19 protein-coding genes and 1 riboswitch are annotated in these 20,668 nt (G+C 67.1%); of the genes, 10 read left to right on the top strand and 9 right to left on the bottom strand.

The features are described 5' to 3' along the window. Positions 1-8: 8 nt before the first annotated feature. The 4 genes from CE453_RS18055 (at position 9) to crcB (ending at position 3,352) form a co-directional block, all read left to right on the top strand. Positions 9-1,388: an amino acid ABC transporter permease gene (locus tag CE453_RS18055; RefSeq protein ID WP_089175837.1), complete on the top strand. Its 1,380-nt coding sequence runs from the start codon at positions 9-11 to the stop codon at positions 1,386-1,388. A 20-nt stretch (positions 1,389-1,408) separates the two neighbouring features. Beyond that, positions 1,409-2,203, top strand: a complete 795-nt coding sequence (locus CE453_RS18050) for an amino acid ABC transporter ATP-binding protein (RefSeq protein WP_472841004.1) — start codon at positions 1,409-1,411, stop codon at positions 2,201-2,203. A gap of 165 nt (positions 2,204-2,368) precedes the next feature. Continuing rightward, positions 2,369-2,653 (top strand): hypothetical protein, encoded by a 285-nt coding sequence (locus tag CE453_RS28675; RefSeq protein ID WP_198302141.1) that lies wholly within the window; start codon positions 2,369-2,371, stop codon positions 2,651-2,653. 114 nt (positions 2,654-2,767) lie between these two features. Next, positions 2,768-2,845: riboswitch (Fluoride riboswitch) on the top strand. 78 nt (positions 2,846-2,923) lie between these two features. Next, a complete protein-coding gene (crcB, locus tag CE453_RS18040; RefSeq protein ID WP_089177986.1) occupies positions 2,924-3,352 on the top strand; it encodes a fluoride efflux transporter CrcB in 429 nt (142 codons plus the stop codon). Positions 3,353-3,380: 28 nt separating this feature from the next. On the opposite strand, the gene CE453_RS18035 is transcribed toward crcB, so the two are convergent. Then, the gene (locus CE453_RS18035) at positions 3,381-4,541 is read right to left on the bottom strand and encodes a glycerophosphodiester phosphodiesterase (RefSeq protein WP_198302140.1); all 1,161 of its coding nucleotides are present in this window, start codon (positions 4,539-4,541) and stop codon (positions 3,381-3,383) included. A 157-nt stretch (positions 4,542-4,698) separates the two neighbouring features. Then, complete coding sequence (locus tag CE453_RS28960) at positions 4,699-4,839, bottom strand: hypothetical protein (RefSeq protein WP_198302139.1); 141 nt, start codon at positions 4,837-4,839, stop codon at positions 4,699-4,701. A 180-nt stretch (positions 4,840-5,019) separates the two neighbouring features. On the opposite strand from CE453_RS28960, the gene CE453_RS18030 reads away from it, so the two are divergent. The 6 genes from CE453_RS18030 (at position 5,020) to CE453_RS18005 (ending at position 12,507) form a co-directional block, all read left to right on the top strand. Further along, positions 5,020-6,318, top strand: coding sequence for an RsmB/NOP family class I SAM-dependent RNA methyltransferase (locus tag CE453_RS18030; RefSeq protein ID WP_089177984.1), 1,299 nt, complete (start codon positions 5,020-5,022; stop codon positions 6,316-6,318). A 99-nt stretch (positions 6,319-6,417) separates the two neighbouring features. Continuing rightward, positions 6,418-7,104 (top strand): alpha/beta hydrolase, encoded by a 687-nt coding sequence (locus tag CE453_RS18025; RefSeq protein ID WP_089175835.1) that lies wholly within the window; start codon positions 6,418-6,420, stop codon positions 7,102-7,104. Between the two features lie 69 nt (positions 7,105-7,173). Beyond that, on the top strand, positions 7,174-8,742 hold the full coding sequence (gene guaA / locus CE453_RS18020) for a glutamine-hydrolyzing GMP synthase (protein ID WP_089175834.1): 1,569 nt from the start codon (positions 7,174-7,176) through the stop codon (positions 8,740-8,742). A 284-nt stretch (positions 8,743-9,026) separates the two neighbouring features. After that, positions 9,027-10,028, top strand: coding sequence for an ABC transporter ATP-binding protein (locus CE453_RS18015; protein WP_472840953.1), 1,002 nt, complete (start codon positions 9,027-9,029; stop codon positions 10,026-10,028). After that, entirely contained in the window at positions 10,025-11,008 is a 984-nt protein-coding gene (locus CE453_RS18010; RefSeq protein ID WP_089175832.1) for an ABC transporter ATP-binding protein, read from the top strand. The genes CE453_RS18015 and CE453_RS18010 overlap by 4 nt, the downstream gene beginning before the upstream one ends. Before the next feature lie 29 nt (positions 11,009-11,037). Continuing rightward, positions 11,038-12,507, top strand: coding sequence for an alkaline phosphatase family protein (locus CE453_RS18005; protein ID WP_089175831.1), 1,470 nt, complete (start codon positions 11,038-11,040; stop codon positions 12,505-12,507). A gap of 136 nt (positions 12,508-12,643) precedes the next feature. On the opposite strand, the gene CE453_RS18000 is transcribed toward CE453_RS18005, so the two are convergent. The 7 genes from CE453_RS18000 to CE453_RS17970 form a co-directional block, all read right to left on the bottom strand. Further along, positions 12,644-14,206, bottom strand: a complete 1,563-nt coding sequence (locus CE453_RS18000; RefSeq protein WP_089175830.1) for an ABC transporter substrate-binding protein — start codon at positions 14,204-14,206, stop codon at positions 12,644-12,646. 64 nt (positions 14,207-14,270) lie between these two features. Beyond that, positions 14,271-15,038 carry a glycerophosphodiester phosphodiesterase gene (locus CE453_RS17995; protein WP_089175829.1) on the bottom strand — a complete coding sequence of 256 codons (768 nt, stop codon included), beginning with the start codon at positions 15,036-15,038 and terminating at the stop codon, positions 14,271-14,273. 4 nt (positions 15,039-15,042) lie between these two features. Then, complete coding sequence (locus CE453_RS17990) at positions 15,043-15,864, bottom strand: ABC transporter permease (RefSeq protein ID WP_248307778.1); 822 nt, start codon at positions 15,862-15,864, stop codon at positions 15,043-15,045. 59 nt (positions 15,865-15,923) lie between these two features. After that, a complete protein-coding gene (locus CE453_RS17985; protein ID WP_089175827.1) occupies positions 15,924-16,865 on the bottom strand; it encodes an ABC transporter permease in 942 nt (313 codons plus the stop codon). A gap of 332 nt (positions 16,866-17,197) precedes the next feature. Next, positions 17,198-18,073 (bottom strand): phenylalanine 4-monooxygenase, encoded by an 876-nt coding sequence (gene phhA / locus CE453_RS17980; RefSeq protein ID WP_089175826.1) that lies wholly within the window; start codon positions 18,071-18,073, stop codon positions 17,198-17,200. Positions 18,074-18,230: 157 nt separating this feature from the next. Further along, positions 18,231-19,415 (bottom strand): cystathionine beta-lyase, encoded by a 1,185-nt coding sequence (gene metC, locus CE453_RS17975; protein WP_089175825.1) that lies wholly within the window; start codon positions 19,413-19,415, stop codon positions 18,231-18,233. A gap of 84 nt (positions 19,416-19,499) precedes the next feature. Then, the gene (locus CE453_RS17970) at positions 19,500-20,660 is read right to left on the bottom strand and encodes an amidohydrolase (RefSeq protein WP_089175824.1); all 1,161 of its coding nucleotides are present in this window, start codon (positions 20,658-20,660) and stop codon (positions 19,500-19,502) included. Positions 20,661-20,668 lie beyond the last annotated feature (8 nt).

Raw genomic sequence — 20,668 nt, 5'->3', positions numbered from 1 at the left:
GGGCAGCGATGACCGACGCAACGCTCGACAACGCTCCCCGCGCCTTCGTCCGTACCGAGACGCTCCAGCAGCAGCCGGCGCCGCTCTCGGTGGCGGGGCCGCTGGCCTGGATCCGCGCCAACCTGTTCTCCAGCCCGCTGAACGCGATCCTGACGCTGCTCTGCATCTGGTTCGTCGTTGACACGGTGCCGGAGATGATCCGCTTCTACTTCCTGGATGCGGTCTGGTCCGGCACCACCCGCGACGCCTGCCTCGCCGACAAGGTCGGCCGGCCGGTCGGGGCCTGCTGGGCCTATGTGGCCGACCGCTTCCAGTATTTCATCTACGGCTCCTATCCGATCACCGAGCGCTGGCGGGTGAACATTGTCTTCGCCATGTTCGCACTCGGCGTCGTCTGGCTGCTGTGGAACAAGGCTCCGCTGAAGAAGGTCGGCGCCTTCTACTTCTTCGTCATCCTGCCGCTCAGTGCCTTCATCCTGCTGCTTGGCGGCGCGCGGGCGCAGAGCCTGCTGCGCTTCCTGATCCTGCTGAGCTTCGCGCTGGCGGTGCTCTATCTCGTGCTCTCCTTCGTGCCGGCGCTCGCCCGCTTCTGGACCAGCCCGGCCCTGCTGGCGGTGGAGCAGGAGGCGCCGCCGTGGAAGCGCTTCTACCGGCCCAAGCGCCTGATCCTGCTGTCGCTCGTCGTCTTCGGCATCCTGGCGATCTTCGACGACCGCATCGGCCTGCCGCGCGTCGATACCGGCCTCTGGGGCGGCATGATGGTGACCTTCCTGATCTCGGCGGTCGGCATCGTCTTCTCGCTGCCGCTCGGCGTCATCCTGGCGCTTGGCCGCCGCTCGCGCCTACCGATCATCCAGCTGCTCTCGGTGATCTTCATCGAGTTCGTGCGCGGCGTGCCGCTGATCACCGTTCTCTTCATGGCCAACACCATGCTGCCGCTGTTCGTGCCGCAGGAATATTCGCCCGACCGGCTGCTGCGTCCGCTGATCGGCGTCGCGGTCTTCGCCTCGGCCTATATGGCGGAGGTCATCCGCGGCGGCCTGCAGGCGATTCCGAAGGGGCAGTTCGAGGGCGCGATGTCGCTCGGTCTCGGCTACTGGCAGATGATGCGGCTGATCATCCTGCCGCAGGCGCTGCGGATTGTGATCCCGGGCATCGTCAACACCTTCATCGGGCTGTTCAAGGATACGACGCTGGTTACCATCGTCGGCATCTTCGACTTCCTGCGCACCATCGAGGCGACGCTCGTCGACCCGACCTGGGCGACGCCGACAACACGGACCACAGGCTATGCTTTCGCCGCGGTCTTCTATTTCCTATGCTGCTGGGGCATGTCGCGATATTCGATTGCGGTCGAGAAGCGCCTGGCTGCCGGCCAAAAACGTTGAGAGGGACCAAAAACATGGCAATGGCAGAAACCAAGACCACGGATACCCGCCCGGCGGCGCTGAAGCCGACATCGCTGAAGACGGCGACGGCAGTGGAGATGACGGCCGTGAACAAGTGGTACGGCGAGTTCCACGTGCTGCGCGACATCAACCTGAAGGTCGAGCGCGGCGAGAAGCTGGTGATCTGCGGGCCGTCGGGCTCCGGCAAGTCGACGATGATCCGCTGCATCAACCGGCTGGAGGAGCACCAGAAGGGCCAGATCGTGGTCGACGGCACGGAGCTGACCAACGATCTCAAGAAGATCGACGAGATCCGCCGCGACGTCGGCATGGTGTTCCAGCACTTCAACCTGTTCCCGCATCTGACGATCCTGGAGAACCTGACGCTGGCGCCGATCTGGGTGAAGAAGATGCCCAAGAAGGACGCCGAGGAGATCGCGATGCACTATCTCAAGCGCGTCAAGATCCCCGAGCAGGCGGCGAAGTATCCGGGCCAGCTTTCGGGCGGCCAGCAGCAGCGCGTGGCGATCGCCCGCTCGCTGTGCATGAGCCCGAAGATCATGCTGTTCGACGAGCCGACTTCGGCGCTCGATCCGGAGATGGTCAAGGAGGTGCTCGACACCATGGTCTCGCTGGCGGAGGAGGGCATGACCATGCTCTGCGTCACGCACGAGATGGGCTTCGCCCGCCAGGTCGCCGACCGCGTCATCTTCATGGACGCCGGCCAGATCGTCGAGATGAACACCCCCGAGGAGTTCTTCAAGAACCCCCAGCACGAACGCACCAAGCTCTTCCTCTCCCAGATCCTCCACTGAGACAGTCGAGTTTCGTCGATCATCGCAAGCGCGCCGGGAAACCGGCGCGCTTCGTCGTTTCGGCCGTGCTTCGTCGAGTGTTCGAGCGTCGAGCGACAGCATCGCGCAGATTTTCCGGAACGAATCTCAACGGCAATCGTTTCTGGCGGGAACGGAGGAAGCGTGATGAAACGATTTGTCCTTGGGTTGACGGCTGCCCTTCTTCTAAGCGGCGGTGCCTATGCTCAGTCGATCAATATCGGTCCGGGCGGGGTGAGCGTCGATCCGCGCACGCCGCATGAACGTCGAGTCGACCGTGAGATCCGCCGCGAAGAGCGCCGCGACCGCTATGAGCGGGCACGCGAGCGCGAATACCGCGCGCGCTACCGGGACGAGCGCTGTCGCACCATCACGACGCGCGAGGAAACCAGGCGGGGCACGGTCCGCAGGACGACACGCGTCTGCGATTGAGTTGCGTCAACTGTTGCGTCGCGTTGAGGAGCGGGGCTGGCGGCACCAGCCCCGCTCACTCTTTCAAGAGCCGCTCGACCCTTGTTGCGCGCGAGCCCGGCTCGGATTATCGTTTCCGGCGATGGGGATGGAGTTCCCCCGAAACCGCCCACCGTCGCTTGTCTGGCCGAGGCTGATGACTCCTACCGCACGAAGCCGCGGTAGGAGTGTGTCTGACACCCGCCGCAAGGCGGGTTTTTCATGCCCGCCGACAAGGGAGCCAAAGCGAGCATGTCCTTCTCGACCGTCATTCTCGTCATGATCGGAGGCGCGCTTGGCACGCTGGCGCGCTATCTCATCTCGGTGCTTGCGCTGCCGATCAGCGGAAACCTGCCCTGGGGCACCATCCTCATCAACATCGCCGGCTCCTTCGTCATCGGCTTCTTCGGCACGCTGACGCTGGCGAGCGGCCGGTTCCCGATGTCCGAGCCCATGCGCCTCTTCGTGATGGTCGGGGTCTGCGGCGGCTTCACCACCTTCTCGTCCTTCAGCCTGCAGACGCTCGATCTGCTGCGCAGCGGCGAGACGCTGCGGGCGGCGATCAATATCGTCGCCTCCGTCGTGCTCTGCGTGACGGCCGTCGCGGTCGGCCATGCCGCCGCCACGAGGTTCAACGGCGATCCGCGCATCGCCCAGATGGTCATGGAAGAGGAGGCCTGAGGCCTCCTCTCGGGGAAAGCCCCGCGGCCTATTTGCCGTCGCGCGCCTTCACGGCATGGTCGGTGAAGTCGGTGAACACGCCGTCGACACCGAGCGCCAGATGCGCCTTGTACTCGGCGATGAGATCACCGTTGTAGTCGGCGGCGAGCCGGGTCGCCTCGCTGCGATAGGCCCAGGGGTGCACGAGCAGCCCCGCCGCATGCGCGTCCTTCACCACATTGGTCGGGGCGATGACGTTGCGGTCGCGCTCGTCGATCTTGCCGTCGCCGTTGAGGTCCTTCGGCTTGCCGTCCGGCCCGATCGTCTGCCTGGCGCCGATCAGATAGACCTTCCACGGGCCGACGCCGTCGGCATAGGTCGCGATCTCCTTGAGACCCTCGGGCGAGAGCATGTCCTGGAAGCTGCGCTTGTCGCCGAGCACGGCGAAGTCGTAGGGGCGGTCGAAGGGGGCGGCGAGCGTGACCTTGCCGTCCTTGTCGACGCCGTCGCCATCGACGAGCTGCACGAGCCGGATCTGCGTCTTCTTGCGCAGGTATTTCAGGTTCGCCGTCTCAAAGCTCTGGATGAAGACGGGCGAGTTCTTCTCGGTCCAGCCGGCCGCCTTGAGCATGTCGAGGAGTTTGTCCTCGAAGGCGAGGCCAAGCGAGGCGTGATAGGTCGGGTGCTTGGTTTCCGGATAGATGCCGATGGTCCGGCCGCTGCGGGCACTCTCCGCCTTGGCGAGGTCGATCACCTCCTGGAAGGTCGGAATCTCGTATTTGCCGTTATGCGACTGGTCGCGGTCGGCGAAAGCCTGCTTGGCGCGCAGCGTCTTGATCTCGGCCAGCGTGAAGTCGTTGGCGAACCAGTCCGTGGTCTCGATGCCGTCGAGCTTGCGGGTGGTCTTGCGGTTGGCGAATTCCGGGCGGTCAGCGACATCGGTCGTGCCGCTCAGCATCGGTTCGTGACGCACTACCAGCACGCCGTCCTTGGTCGAGACCAGGTCCGGCTCGATGAAATCGGCGCCGAGCGCGATGGCGCGGCGATAGCCTTCCAGCGTGTGCTCGGGCAGATAGCCGCTGGCACCGCGATGGGCGATGACGAGCGGGCGCTGGCCCGAAAGCGTGGTCGCGGGTTCGGCGCTGGCCGCCAGCGATTGCAGCGCCATGGCGGCGACAAGCGATGTCGAGAAAAGCAGGGTCTTCTTCATGGTGGCCTCGGCTCGCGAAAGGGCGCGCGAAGCTAGGCTGCGGGATGTGACATCCCCATGAAGCGCAGCGGTGCCGTTACGGTTCCGGGGCGGCAGGCGGATGAGAGGCGGCGGCTGCATCCCCGGCCATGCCGGGTCTGCCGCCGCCGGCCCGGTCTCAGCGATGATTCTCGAGGGTGGTCTTGGCGTCGAGGCGCTTGGCCGGCGGCGGGGTCAGGTCGGCCTGCGGCTGGGTCGCGCAGGCGGCGAGGGTGAAGGCAAAGAGGCCGAGAACGGCAAGGCGGGCAGCATTTTTCATGGTGGCGTGTCCCATTGGCCGCGACATGCGGTTGCATCGTCTTTCCGCTTATGGAACGACCGCGTCAAGAACATGTCGCGACGGAGCCCATGCCGTTGCGTCATGATCGAATTGGTTGAAACACAAGCCCTTGCCTCGCGGCGCGTCTGCCTGAGCAGTCCGCGCCAGGACCCGACGACCATGACGCCAGCCGCCCGGATCAGCGCCGCCATCGAGGTGCTGCAGGATATCATCGAGCGCCGCCGCCCCGCGGCCGACGCGCTCAAGGACTGGGGGCTGTCGCGCCGCTTCGCCGGCTCGAAGGACCGCGCGGCGGTGGCATCGCTGGTCTATGACGCGCTGCGCCGCAAGGCCTCCTCCGGCTACGCCATGGCTTCCGAGGAGCCGCGCGCGCTGGTGCTCGGCATGCTGATGGGCCTGCGCGGCCTCTCGCTCGACGAGATCACCGCGCTCTGCTCCGGCGAGAACCATGCGCCGGCGCCGCTCTCCGCCGACGAGACGGCGCTTCTCACCGCCTTCTCGGACGACGATGCACCGGGCTGGGTGCGGGCCGATGTCCCGGAATGGCTCTGGCCCGCCTTCGAGCAGGCCTTCGGCGCCATGGCGATCGAGGAGGGGCAGGCGCTCGCCGCCCGGGCTCCGGTCGATCTGCGCGTCAACCGCCTCAGGGCGAGCCGCGAGGCCGTCGTGAAGGACCTTGCCCACCTCCAGCCGGAGGAGGGCTCCTGGTCGCCGGATGCACTGCGCTTCCAGCCCGGCCATGACGGGCGCGGCCCCTCGCTGCAGACCGAGCCCGGCTTCTTCGCCGGCGCCTTCGAGATCCAGGACGAGGGCTCGCAGCTCGTCTCCTTGCTTGCCGGCGCGAAGCCCGGCGAGACGGTGATCGACCTCTGTGCGGGGGCAGGGGGCAAGACACTTGCGCTCGCTGCCTTGATGGCCAATCGCGGCAACCTCTACGCCACCGACCTCGACAGCCGCCGTCTCGCGCCATTGCATGATCGGCTGGCGCGCTCGGGCGCGGCCATCGTCGACATCCGCATCCCGCGCTCGCGCGGCCACGAGCCGCTGGCGGACGTCGCCGGCCAGGCCGATCTCGTCCTGGTCGATGCGCCCTGCACCGGCTCCGGCACCTGGCGGCGCAATCCCGATGCAAAATGGCGCGTGCGCCCCGGCGCGCTGGCCGAGCGCGTCAAGGACCAGGCCGAGGTGCTGGCCCGGGCCGCCAAGCTGGTGAAGCCGGGCGGTCGCATCGCCTACATCACCTGCTCGATGCTGCCCGAGGAGAACGACGAGGCGATCCGGGCCTTCCTCGGCAAGCATTCCGGCTTCGCGGCCGTGGCGCCGATCGACGTGCTGGCCGGGGCCGAGAGCGACTTCTCCCTGCTCGCCCGTTTTGCCACGGAGTTCGGCCTGCAGCTCTCGCCGCGCCGCACCAGCACGGACGGGTTCTACCTGGCCTGCCTGAAGCGCGGCGACTGAAAGCGTCGTGCGTCGACAGCCCGGATCATCTCTGCCAAGCTGCCGTTGGGGGATGTGTTCCGCCCGCGTCGCTGGGCGGATGTGACGGGAGGTCGAAGCATGTCCGACAAACCTGCCATCGTTCTGGTTCACGGCTTCTGGGGCGGGGCCGCCCACTGGTCCAAGGTCATCCTGGAATTGTCCCGGCGCGGCTATGCCGATCTCCACGCCGTCGAGAACCCGCTGACATCGCTGGCGGACGACGCCGAGCGCACGCGCAAGATGGTGCGCCAGATCTCAGGCCCGGTGGTGCTCGTCGGCCACTCCTATGGCGGCGCCGTCATCACCGAGATGGGTGACCTGCCGAACGTCAAGGCGCTGGTCTACATCGCCGCCTTCGCGCCCGATGCCGGCGAAAGCCCCGGCGGGATCAGCCAGGCCAGGCCGCCCGCGGCCTTCGCCAACATCGCGCCGGACAGCGACGGCTATCTCTGGATCAAGCCCGACGCATTTCGCGAGAGCTTCTGTCAGGACCTGACGGCGGACGAGGCGCTGGTCATGGCAGTGACGCAGAAGGCTCCGCTCGGCTCGACCTTTGGCGATACCGTCACAGTGCCGGCCTGGAAGAAGAAGCCGAACTGGTACCAGATCTCCTCCGCGGACCGCATGATCGCGCCCGAGAACGAAAAGATGATGGCGGAGCGCATGCGCCCGCAGAAGAGCGTGACGCTCGATGCCAGCCACGCCTCGCTGGCGTCGCGCCCGGTCGAAGTATCGGACCTGATCGAGGACGCCGCTAAGGCCTAGAGACGTAACCGACATGCGTTCAGGCGCGGCCCCGTTGCGCGCGCCTGCGCGATCCATTAACGGGACGCGATGACGAGCGCTCAGCCCCATCACGACTCCATCCTCATCATCGATTTCGGCTCGCAGGTGACGCAGCTCATCGCGCGGCGCATCCGCGAGATCGGCGTCTATTGCGAGATCGCCCCGTTCCAGTCGGCGGGCGAGGCCTTCGCGCGGCTGAAGCCGAAGGGCGTGATCTTCTCCGGAGGCCCCGCTTCGGTTCCTGACGAGGGTAGCCCCCGCGCTCCCGAAGCGGTCTTCACCGCGAACATCCCGCTGATGGGCATCTGCTACGGCCAGCAGACCATGGCACATCAGCTCGGCGGCAAGGTCGAGGGCGGCCACGCCGCCGAGTTCGGCCGAGCCGATGTCGAGATCGTTGCTCCGTCCGCGCTCTTCGCCGGCGTCTGGGACAAGGGCGGCCGCTACCCGGTCTGGATGAGCCATGGCGACCGCGTCACCGAGCTGCCCAAGGGCTTCTCGGTCAAGGCGACTTCGGAGAACGCTCCCTTCGCGGTGGCGAGCGACGAGGCACGGCGCTTCTTCACCACCATGTTCCACCCCGAAGTGGTCCACACCCCGGACGGCGGCAAGCTGCTGCGCAACTTCGTCGTCGATATCTGCGGCTGCAAGCCCGACTGGAGCATGTCGGCCTATCGCGCCGAGATGCAGAAGAAGATCCGCGAGCAGGTCGGCACCGGCCGCGTCATCTGCGGGCTGTCCGGCGGTGTCGACTCGGCGGTGGCGGCGGTGCTGATCCACGAGGCGATCGGCGACCAGCTCACCTGTGTCTTCGTCGATCATGGCCTGATGCGCCTGGGCGAAGCCGAGCAGGTCGTGACCCTGTTCAGGGATCACTACAACATCCCGCTCGTCCATGTTGAAGCCGAAGAGCTTTTCCTCTCGGAGCTTGAGAAGGTTGGTCCCGATCCGGAAGCCAAGCGCAAGACGATCGGCCGCCTCTTCATCGAGGTCTTCGATGCCGAGGCCGCCAAGATCGGCGGCGCCGACTTCCTGGCGCAGGGCACGCTCTACCCGGACGTGATCGAGAGCGTCTCCTTCTCCGGCGGGCCCTCGGTCACGATCAAGAGCCACCACAATGTCGGCGGCCTGCCCGAGCGCATGAAGATGAAGCTCGTCGAGCCGCTGCGCGAGCTGTTCAAGGACGAGGTCCGCGTGCTCGGCCGTGAGCTCGGCCTGCCCGAGGCCTTCGTCGGACGCCATCCTTTCCCGGGGCCTGGCCTCGCCATCCGCTGCCCCGGCGAGATCACCAAGGAGAAGCTCGACATCCTGCGCAAGGCGGATGCGATCTATCTCGACGAGATTCGCAAGGCGGGCCTCTACGACGTGATCTGGCAGGCCTTCGCCGTGCTGTTGCCGGTGCGCACCGTCGGCGTGATGGGCGACTATCGCACCTACGACCATGTCTGCGCGCTGCGCGCCGTGACCTCGGTCGACGGCATGACGGCGGATTTCTACCCCTTCGACATGAACTTCCTCGGCCGCGCCGCGACGAGAATCATTAATGAAGTCAAAGGCATCAACCGCGTCGTCTATGACGTGACGTCGAAGCCGCCCGGCACGATCGAGTGGGAGTGAGGGAGCGGCGGCTATCTGCCGCTGCGCGGGCGACGCAAGGCCGCTTTACGGGGTGAGAGGCTCCTGTCCGGCCCGTTGACAAGCCCAAGGCGTCGGTTTCCGGGGCGATCCGCTCCCCGTCAAAGACGATCGATGTCTGTCTCTCGCCCGTAGCGTCACAAGACGGTCACGGGCTCGGCGATATGTCAGCCGCCATGCAGTCAGCATCGACCTTGGCGAAGCATGGCTTCGACGGATCCGCCGCGAGGTTCAGCGAAGCCCAGACGGGATCACCGCTGCTTCGCTTGCGTGACTTCACCGTTGCATTGTCAGGCGCTGTGCCGATCGTGCGCGGCATCGATCTGTCGCTGGCTCGCGGCGAGGCGCTCGGCATCGTCGGCGAATCGGGCTGCGGCAAGAGCATCACCTGGCTCGCGGCGCTGCGCCTGCTCGGACCCCATGTGACGACGGGTGGGGATGTCCGGCTCGACGGCAGGGATATCGGCCAGCTCTCAGAGCGCGAGCTAGCGCGGGTGCGCGGCGGCCGCATCGCCCTGATCTTCCAGGATCCGAGCAGTGCATTGAACCCGGTGCAGCGCATCGGCACGCAACTCGTGGAGGTGTTGCGCCTGCATCGCGGCCTCACCGGCGCGCCGGCCCGCCGCGAGGCGCTGCGGTTGCTCGATCGCGTCGGCATTGCCGACGGCCCGCGCCGCCTGAAGCAATATCCGCATGAATTCTCGGGCGGCATGAACCAGCGCGTCATGATCGCGCTGGCCCTGGCGGGCGAACCCGACGTACTGGTGGCCGACGAGCCGACGACGGCGCTTGATGCCACCATCCAGGCGCAGGTGCTGGACCTCATCCGCGACATCCGCCGCGAAACCGGGATGGGGCTGATCCTGATTTCCCACGATATCGGCGTGGTCGGTGATCTCTGCGACCGCATCGCCGTGATGTATGCCGGGCGGATCGTCGAAACCGCGGCGACGCGCGACCTGCTCACCCGTCCGCGCCACCCCTACACGCAAGGCCTGCTCGCCGCCCTGCCCACCCTCGACGGCCCGCGGCGGCGGCTGACCCCGATTCCCGGTACCGTGCCTGCCCCAACTGCCATTCCGCCGGGCTGCGCCTTCGCGCCGCGCTGTCCCGTCGCCGTTTCGCGATGCGAGCGCGAGCTGCCGGAGCTGACGCTGGCGGCGCAGGACCAGCGCGCCGCCTGCCTGCGGCTCGGCGAGCCGTTGGGGCACGCTGAAACGCCGGTTCCGGCAACCGCGTTGCCTGAGCGGGTCGGAGTCTCGGCATGACGGCGCTCCTCGAAGTGCGCGACCTCGCCCGCGAATATCCGGTTTCCACCACCGGCGGCGCGCGCCGCATCCTGCATGCGGTCGACGGCGTGAATTTCTCGCTCGGGCGCGGTCGAACGCTCGGCATCGTCGGTGAATCCGGTTGCGGCAAGTCGACCACCGCCAAGCTCGCGCTCGGCCTCCTGCCGGCGACACGAGGGCAGATCAGCTTCGAAGGCAACCCGGTAAACGCGAAGCGCGACCGGAGCTGGCGCGCCCTGCGCCGACGCATGCAGCTGGTCCACCAGGACCCGCTCGCAGCGCTCGACCGGCGCCTGCCTGTCGGGCAGCAGGTGGTCGAGCCGCTGGTCATTCACGAGCTGGGGGCCAATGCGCTGGCCCGGCGGCAGCAGGCGCTTGCGCTGTTCGATGCCGTCGGCCTGAGACCGGATCTCTTCGAACGCTATCCGCACGAGCTTTCGGGCGGGCAGCGCCAACGTGTCGTGCTTGCGCGTGCGCTGGTGCTCGATCCGGCGCTGCTCGTCTGCGACGAGCCGATCTCCGCGCTCGACGTCTCGGTCGCAGCGCAGGTGATCAATCTGATGCAGGACCTGCAGACGCGCTTCGGCATGGCCTATCTCTTCATCAGCCACGACCTCAAGGTCGTGCGGCAGATCGCCGACGAAGTTGCGGTGATGTATCTCGGCCGCATCGTCGAGCAGGGCCCGCCGGATGCGCTGTTCCACGCCCCGGCCCACCCCTATACCGAGGCGCTGGTCTCGGCCGTGCCGACGCCATTGCGCGGGACGCAAGGGCGCATCATCCTGAAGGGCGACCCGCCGAATCCCGTCGACAGACCCTCGGGTTGCGCCTTCCATCCGCGCTGCCCGCGCGCCGTGGCCCGCTGCCGGGAGGAGGTGCCGGCACTGCGGCCGGCGGCCGATGGCCGCCTCGCCGCCTGTCACCTGGTGGCCGCGGTGCCTGCGGCGGCCGCTGCCTGAACCGACGCCTCGATATCCTTGGAGACGAGATGAGCTGCCCCGACCTGCCTAGCGCCGACCGCGTCGTCATTGCCGTCTTCGACGGCCTGCGGCCCGATCTCGTCACGCCGGAACTGACTCCCAACATCCTGCGGCTCGCTGCACGCGGGACTTGGTTCCGTCGGGCGCGCAGCGTGTTTCCTTCGGTGACGCGGGTGGCGACGAGCTCGATCGCGGCCGGCGCACCGCCCATCGTCCACGGCATCGTCGGCAACGCCTTCTACCATCGCGCCGCCATCGCCGACCGCATTTTCGATACGAGCGACGCCGCACAGATCCGCCGTGCCGAGGCCCATCACGACGGGCGCCTTCTCGCCGCCGACACCTTCGGCGACATGCTGGCCCGCGCCGGCAAGCAGCTGGCGGTGGTGCATACCGGTTCGGCCGGCTCGGCGCACTTCATCAATCCGCGCGCCCGCGCCAACGGGCACTGGACCTTCTCGATGCATGGCGCGGGCGCGACGCAGACGCCTGAAGCGGTCGAGCAGGCGCTGGCGCTTCTCGGCCCGCTGCCGGAGCGCGAATTGCCGCGGCTGCAGGAGCTTGCCTATGGCGGGCGGGTGATGACCGAGTTGGTGCTGCCGAAGCTCCAGCCGGATGTTGCGCTGATCTGGTTCAACGAGCCGGACACGACCTTCCACTATCGCGGCCTTGGCTCGCCCGAGGCGATGGCTGGCCTGCGCGAGGCCGACCGGGCCTTCGGCACCATCCTCGACTGGGTCGAGGACCAGCCCGATGCGGAGCGCATTGCGGTGATCGTCGCCTCGGACCACGGCCAGATCTCGACCGGCACGGTCGAGCCGCTGTTTGAGACGGCGCAGCAGGCCGGCTTCGATCTCAGTGCGGAGAAGGCGATCAACGGCGCCACGCTCGTCGCCACCGGTGGCATGAGTGGCGAGATCCGCCTGCGCGATGGCGAGCGCAGCGAGATCGATCGCATCGCCGCCTGGCTGATGCAGCACCCGGCCGTCGGCCATGTGTTCTCGCGCGACCGCAACGGCGTCGAGGGCGAGATCGCGGGCACGCTCTCGCTCGGTCTGATGAACACCGGGCATGCCGAGCGCCAGCCGGAGCTGATGTTCATCCTGAAATCGACGCTCGACGCGGATCAGTATGGCCTGCCTGGCCTTGGGGCGATGACACCCGGGGACGTGCCGCTCGGCGGCGGCATGCATGGCGGCATCAATCCGCATGAGCTCAACACGGTGCTGATCCTCGGCGAGTCGAGCGGCCAGGGCGCCGTCTCGCAGGAACCCGCCGGCATCATCGACATCGGTCCGACCGTGCTCGGCCTGCTCGGGCTATCGCCCGCGGCGACGATGATGGGGCGCAATCTTGCCGTTCCAGCCCGCGAGGAGGGCCGTGTCATTCGCCACTCGGCCGGTCGAGGCGCCTTTGCCCAGCACGTGGAACTCGTGGAGCAGGATGGAAGGCGCTTCATCCTCGGCGGTGGTCACTAGCCTTCGGCGATTTCCCACGGAAACACCGCGTCATCCCGGATCTTCGCTTTGCTCCGTTCGGGATGACCGGCGCGCACTGAAAACGCAAAAAGGGCGGCCCATGGCCGCCCGTTCCGTTGCAGACGCGAGCTGAGCTTCAGGCCCTGGCGAAACTTAGATTGTCCGGCCGCAGGTCCATGAAATAGAAAGTCGTCGGGCGCCAGGCGATCGACTTCTTGATCGCGTAGGCTTCGCTCGGCTGGTAGAGGATGGTGGCCGGCGCCTCGTCCTCCCAGATGTCGAGCATCTGCGTGAACAGCGCCTTGCGCTTCGCCGGGTCGGTCTCCGCCTCCAGGGCCGTGCCGGCCTTGTTGAAGGCCTGCGCCGAGGTCCAGAATTTCGAGACCTGGATCTCGCCGGCCGGACCCCAGGCCACCCAGATCGCGCCGAGGGGATCGGGCAGGCGCGTCGAGTTCGACCAGTTGAAGATCTGCGTGTTGGCGCCGCGCATCTGGGTCGAGTTCTCGACCACCTGCAGCGAGGCGTTGATGCCGACCGCCTTCCACTGCTCGATCAGGATCTGACCGGCCTCGAGCGCATTGGTGTAGTAGTTGGCCTGTGTCCGGTAGACGATCGGCTCGCCCTTGTAGCCGGCTTCCTTGAGCAGGGCCTTGGCCTTGACGGGGTCGTAGGCGAGCTTGCGACCTTCGACGAACATTGGGCCGTATTCCGGGAAATTATGGCTCGCCGGCACCTGTGCCGTGCCCTGCCAGAGCGCATCGACCAGCTTCTGGCGGTCGATCGCATAGTTCAGCGCCTGCCGGACGCGCTTGTCGGAAAGAACCTTGTCCTGCTCGTTATAGGCGAGGACATGGACGTTCGCGAGAACGACCGAGCGGACGTCGATATCCTTGTAGCCGCCGATCACGCTCATCTGGTCCGGCGGGATATTGGTGATGAGGTCGTAATCGCCCGCGACCAGGCCGGCGACGCGCGCCGCCAGCTCCGGCACGCGCTTGAAGGTGACGCGCCTGGCCGTCGGTTTTCCCATGAAATAGTCGTCGAAGGCCTCCAGTACCGTAGCGTCGGCCGCCGAATGCGAGACGACGCGATAGGGGCCGGTGGCGACGGGCTTGCGCGAATAGGCCTCGAAGCCCATCGCCTCATAGGCGCGCTTGTTGACGATCCAGGCGCACCAGGAGGCGAGGCGCTGCTCCAGCAGCACATCGGCGACCTTGGTCTTGAAGCGGACCGTATAGCGGTCGACCGGCTCGACCGAGGCGAGGATGCCGAAATAGGGCTTGCCGCCCGGGATCTGGGCCTTGTCGCCCCAGAGCCGGCCGTCGCGGAAGGTATAGGCGACGTCCTCCGAGGTCAGCTCGTCGCCATTGTGGAACTTCACGCCCTGCCGCAGCGTGACGACGAGTTCCTGCGGCGAGACCCGCTCCCATTTCGTCGCCAGATGCGGCTTGAGCTCCGAGCCGCCGCCATCGGCCGCGCCGAGGAAATCGCGCCGGATCAGCGTGTCGAAGATCGAGTAGGTGACGCGGGTGCCGACATTGGAGAGCTCGCGCGCCGGCTCGAGCGTCGCCGGCAGGTCGGCGACCGCGACCGTGAAGTTCGGGCGGCTGTCATCGGCCGCGAAGGCGGTTGACATGGAAAGCGCGACCGGCATGGCGGCGGCGCCCTCGATGAAACGGCGGCGTGACAGAACGGGCATGGCAATCCTCGCAAGACATCCGGTCGGCGCCGATAGATCGGCGCCGCGATGCGACTGCCTTGCATCAGGTTGACGACGGGCCGGTGACAGAGCGGGCAGAGAGGAGCAGCCCCGGGTCGTCGAGCATCACCGCGTCGGGAGCGAGCGCAAGGACGCGGGTCATGCCATCGGCGTCGATGCGGCCGACCGGAAAGGGCGGGTAGCCGGGCTCTGCCACGGAGCGTGGCTGACCGACCATGATGACGGCCTTCATGCCAGCTTCGCGCACGGCCGCCAGCCGCTCCGGCGTTGCATCGGCCTGCCAGAGCCGGAACCAGTCCGCGCCGGCGGCGCGCGCCTGGGCGACGGCGTCGGGGTCGGGCACCAGCGCGAGGATGGTGGCATCCGACGACAGTCGTCGCGCGGCAGCGATCAGATCGAGGTCGCGAAGGCCGAGCAGGGTGCGCGGAAGCGCATCCGCCGTATCCAGCGCGGCGAGGATCGGGTTCAGGATGCGGGGCTCGTGCAGCTTGACGTCGAGCAGGAGACCCAGCGGCGCGGAGGCGGCGATGGCGGTGTCGAGCGTCAGCAGGGCGGGCAGGGTGGTCCGGAGCGTCGCGAGATCGGTTTCGGCGACCCGCCGCGGATCACGGGCGAGGCGCATCAGGTCGGCGTCGTGAAGGCAGACGAGCGTGCCATCCGCGCTGAACCGCAGATCGGTTTCCACGATGTCGGCGCCGGCCTCGATCGAGGCGGCAAAGGCCTCCGCTGTGTTCTCCGGCCCGAGCTGCGCCCCGCCGCGATGGGCGATGGCGAGTGGCCGTGGCGCGTCGAAGGAGGAATCGGATCGCATCGCCTCAATGCCTCTCGCTCGTGGGGTCGAAGCAGTCGCGCAGCCAGTCGCCGAACAGGCTCATCGACAGCGTGGTCAGGAAAATGGTCAGGCCGGGAAAGACCGCGATCCACCAGGCGTTCAGCAGATAGCGGCGGCCTTCGCCGAGCATCAGCCCAAGGGAGGTGCCGGGCGGCTGCACGCCGAGGCCCAGGAAGGACAGCGAGGTTTCCAGCAGGATTGTGCCGGGAAAGTTCAGCGTCGCCTGGACCACGAGCGCGGCAGCGATATTGGGCAGGAGATGGCGCAAGATGACGCGCGAGGGGTGGGCGCCCAGTGCCTCGACGGCGTTGATGTAGTCGCTCTCCTGCTCGGAGACGACGAGGCCGCGCGCCAGCCGCGTATAGCGGTCCCAGCCGTCGATGCTGACGAGGACGATGAACAGGACGATGTTGTTGCCGAAGAAGGCGAGCATCGTCAGCGCGAGGAAGAGCGCCGGGATCGCCGCCTGGGCATCGACCAGCATCATGATCGCCTGGTCGACGATGCCGCGCAGCCTTGCGGCGAGGAAGCCGAGCAGCGTCCCGAACACCGCGCCGATCAGGGTGCCCATCACGGCGATCAGGATCGAGGTGCGGACCGCGAAGATCATGCGGCTGAGGATGTCGCGGCCGAGCTGGTCGGTGCCGAGCCAGTAGGTCGTGCCGCCGGCTTGGGTCAGGGGCGGCTTCAGCCTGGCGGCGAGGTTCTGCGCCGTATAGGGCAGCGGCGCCAGCCAGTCCGCGAGCAGCGCCACCAGCACGACGACGACCAGGAAGCCGGCCGAGAGCATCACGACCGGCGACATGCGGCTTCGCCGGGTACGTGCGGCAGGCGCCGGTGCGGAGGAGATTCCTACAGCGCTCATCAGGCTCGCCCGCTCAACGCGCTGGAAAAACCGCCGAGTCGCGGATCGATCAGGATATGCACGACATCGACCAGGAGATTGGCGCCGACCATGATGACCGTCACGGCGAAGATCACCGCCTGGACCACGGCGAGGTCGCGCGTCGAGACCGAGTCGACCAGGAGCCTGCCGACGCCCGGCCAGGCGAAGATCGTTTCGACCACGGCACTGCCGGCGAGGATGTGCCCGATCTCGATGCCGATGAACATCAGCAGCGGCACGGCCGCATTCGGCAGGGCGTGGCGGATGATCACGGCGAGCGGCATCACGCCCCGGCCGCGTGCCGCCCGGATATAGGGTTTGCCGAGCACTTCGAGCGTCGCCGTGCGGGCGAAGCGCGCCAGTCTTCCGGCGAGCGGCAGGCCAAGCGTTACCGTCGGCAGGATCAGGTGCCAGAGGCTGTCCGATCCCGCCGAGGGCAGCACGCGCAGCTTCAGCGCGAAGAGAAGGATGAGCAGGATACCCAGGAAGAAGACGGGGATGGCGTAGCCGAACACCGCGACGGTCATGGCGAGGCGGTCGGCTGCACGGTTGTGGCGAAGTGCGGCGAGGATGCCGAGCGGCAGCCCGATGAGGAGCGCCAGCATCAGGGCCGAGGAGCCGAGCAGGAAGGTTTTCGGCAGGGCCTCGACCACTGCGGCGAAAGCCGGCCGGTCATCGGCGAAGGAGAGGCCGAAATCGCCGCGGACCGCGCTCCCGATGTAGAGCAGGTACTGCTCGGCCAAGGGTCGATCGAGCCCCCACGCATCGCGATAATGGGCGACGACATCCGGCGGCGTATCGCTCGGCAGCATGATCTGCGCCGGGTCGCCCGCGAGGCGCAGCGCGACGAACACAGCTGACACGCAGATCGTTGCGGTCAGCAGGGCGCGCAAGAGACGAAGCAGGAGAAAGCGAGACATCGGACCCGGTCGCAAGTTTGGGAACCGGTTCTGCAAACGGCTTCACGACAGGTTGATGACGAGGCGCTGTTTCAGGGGATTGTCCGGAGGGGCTCGGCCTCGGCCTTCCTCTTTGCCTTTCGCGAGGAGATGGGAGCGAGCCCCCAATGCGTTCGCCCACCAGAAAACAGGGCAGGGGGCGAAGCGAGATGCTGGCGCGTGAAGGGCGCCCACTGATGGGCTCGATACCCGTTCTGCGGCACTCGTCCACGGCACGCTGACGGCGGATTTTGACTCTCCAAGAGCAGATCTCCAGGCACCCTGGCGACTTCGGATGCCGGAATGCCCGGGCCTCACTTCAACGTCGTCTTCGTTGCCGGGAAATCGCGCCAGAAGTGGCCCGTGCCTTTCCGGATGACCATGTCCTGCGGCAGGATCTCGAAAGGCGTGCGCGCTGGCAGAGCGCGCAATTCGTCGAAACGAGAGGCGAAATCGCTTTCTCTTAGCAGGTCGAACAGGTCCTCGAAGCGATCGATGACGAAATAGGTCGCCTGAAAATCGTCGATGTAATAGCCGGTGCGCAGCACGCGCTCGAGATCGAAGGCCAGATGATGGGCCGAGGGATCGTCGACCACATATTTTGCCTCGCCGAAGGACGAAACGATTCCGGCGCCGTAGATGCGGATCCCTTCGGGCTTGCGGATCAGCCCGAACTCGATGGTGTACCAGTTGAGACGAGCGAGGAACTTCACGCCTTTGGTCTCGACCGCGACGAGCCCGATGCGGCCGTATTCGTTCATGTAGTCGGCATAGGCGGGGTTGGTCAGCAGTGGCACGTGGCCGAAGACGTCGTGGAAGACGTCCGGCTCCTCGAGATAGTCGAGCTGCTCGCGGCTGCGGATGAAGGTACCGGCCGGAAACTGGCGGTTGGCCAGCATCTGGAAGAAGGGCCGCGACGGGATGAGTCCCGGCACCGCGACCACCTCCCAGCCGGTCAGCCGACGCAGTCGCTCATTCATCCGCGCGAAATTCGGCACGCCTTCGGGGCCGATGCCGAGCGCGGCGAGGCCATCGAGATATTCCCGGCAGACATGGCCCTTCAGGGTTCGCTGCTGACGTTCGAACAGGATCCGCCAGATGGCGTGGTCCTCGGGGGTGTAGCGCTCCCAGCCCTGGTCGATGATGCAGTCCTCGACCGTCTGCGCAGTCAAAACAGCATGTCCGGACATCGCTCTCACTCCTGAGCCGGTCCCGCTCCGATGGCGGGACCCACATGGCCACAACGAGCGACAGGGCCTTTCAGGTCCGGCAGCGCCGGGGCGTGCAGCCAGAATACCCCCTCGGCGGCCTGGCGCGAAGAAGGTGAGGGATGCCGGGAGCCGGCGTTCAGGCTGCCTTGGTAGCCGGAGCCTGGCCGAGGACCGACAACAGCCGGCTCAGATCGGCCCAGAGTTCGTCCGGCTCTTCGAGGCCGATGCTGATGCGCAGCAGCGGGCCTTGCGCTGTCCAGGCCGTCGCGGTCCTGTCCTGCGCAACCGCCTGCGGGGCGACCAGGCTGCGCGTGCCGCCCCAGGAGGCGCCGATCGCGAAGACGCGCAATGCGCTCAGCGCCGCGCTCATGGCCTCGTCGTCGACGGGCTTCAGCACGAGGCTGAAGAGGCCCGAGGAGCGACCCATGTCGCGCTTCCAGATCGCGTGGCCCGGGCAGGATGGCAGGGCCGGATGCAGCACCCGCTCGACCATGGGATGATCGACGAGCCGCCGGGCGAAATCCTCCGAGACCTTGCCCATATGGGCGACGCGCAGGCCCATGGTCTCGATGCCGCGCAGCGCGAGCTGGCACTCGTCGGGCGAGACACCGACGCCGAAGCCACGCAGGGTCTCCTTCAATTTCTGGCGCAGCGCCATGTCCTTGACCGTCACCGAGCCGAGCAGCAGGTCGGAATGGCCGCCGACATATTTGGTCAGCGCCTCGCAGGCGAAGTCGGCGCCGTGCTCCAATGGCTTGAAGATCAACGGCGTCGCCCAGGTGTTGTCGCAGCCGACGAGCGCTCCCTTGGCCTTGGCCGCCGCGGCGATCGCGGGGACGTCCTGGACCTCCATCGTGTTGGAGCCGGGCGACTCGACCCAGACCAGCTTGACGGTCTCGTCGATCAGATCGGCGATGCCGGCTCCGATCAGGGGATCATAGACGCCATAGGCGATGCCGCGGGGGGCCAGATATTCGGCGCAGAAGCTGCGGACGGGCGGATAGACATGGTCCGGGATCAGGACCTTGTCTCCCGGCATCAGGACCGAAAGCATCACGAGGGTGACCGCGGCCTGCCCGGACGGGACCAGAACGGTGCGCACGCCATCGTGCAGGACCGTCAGTTGCGCTTCCAGTGTGCGGGTCGTCGGGGTTCCGTGCAGCCCATAGGTATAGCCGTCGAAGCCGCGATATTTGCGCGCCATGAAGCTCGCCCCGTCCGGGTAGACGATGGTCGAGGCGCGGTGCGTCGGTACGGCGAGCGAGGCGTAGCCCTCCTCGTTGACCGCCGGATGATGGACACAAAGTGTCAGGTCGTGCATGGTCGGGTTCCCTTGTCGGGTCGATATTCAAGCCGTTGAAAACAGAGCGCAATCGGCCGTCAGGCATCGGGCGATGCCGCCATGTTATGAGGTTGGCGGGTTGTCTTGCAGCGCGCGCTTGGCGACCTCCTGCATCCAGTCGATCGCGACCGGCAGGATGGCGTCGTTGAAGTCGTAGCGGGCGTTGTGGAGCTCGCCGTCGGGCCCGGCCGGGCCGTTGCCGATCCAGACATAGGCGCCAAGCCTGTCCTTGATCAGCAAGGAGAAATCATCGCCGGTGGTGCTGGGGCGAAGGTCGGTGCGGACCTTGGCGCCGATCGCTGCGCCCGCGGCGGCGGCAAGCTTCGCCTCGGCCGGGGTGTTGATGATGGCACGGCCGGTCGAGAGGATCTCGACATCGGCGCGCATGCCGTAGGCTTCGCAGGTGCCGGCGATCAGGCTTTGCATGCGCGCGATGACCGCCTCACGGACCTCCTGGCGATAGGTGCGCAATGTGCCCAGCAGCGTGACGCTTTCCGGAATCTGGTTGCTGACCGTGCCCCCGTGGATCTGGCCGATCGACAGCACCACGGCATCGCAGGGATCGACATTGCGCGAGACGATGCTGTGAAGGCCCATGATCAGATGGGCCGCCGCGAGGATCGGATCGCGCGTCTGGTGAGGGATCGCGGCGTGGCCGGCAAGGCCGTGCAACGTCACCTGCCAGCGCCCGCCCGCTGCCATCACCGGCCCGTCATGGACTGCGACGGTCCCGGCCTCGATTCCGGGCCAGTTATGGAAGGCGAAGACGCGCTCCATCGGGAAGCGCTCGTACAGCCCGTCGGCAATCATCGCCTTGGCGCCCGCGCCGTTCTCCTCGGCCGGCTGGAAGACGAACTGGACGGTGCCCTTCCAATCCGGATCGGCAGCCAGCATCGCTGCGGCGCCGAGCAGGGCGACCGAATGACCGTCATGGCCGCAGGCGTGCATCACGCCCGGATTTCGCGAGGCATAAGGGGCCTCGTTCCGTTCTGCGATCGGCAGCGCATCCATATCGGCGCGCAAGCCGACCGACCGGTTCGAGCCCGGCCGCGACAACGTCGCCACGATGCCCGCGCCGCCGACGCCCGCCTCGAAGGGAATGCCGAGCTCGCGCAGCCGGTCCTGCAGGAAGGCCGAGGTCTTCCTCTCATGCTCGGAGAGTTCGGGATGCGCGTGGAGATGACGGCGCCACTCGGTCAGTCGCGGCAGGAGCTTGGCGTCCATGGTCGATC

Source organism: Bosea sp. AS-1, assembly GCF_002220095.1.
In the GTDB taxonomy this organism is placed as follows: Bacteria; Pseudomonadota; Alphaproteobacteria; order Rhizobiales; family Beijerinckiaceae; genus Allobosea.
The sequence above is the reverse complement of the archived record's forward strand: the minus strand, read 5'-3'. Positions and strand labels throughout refer to the sequence as shown.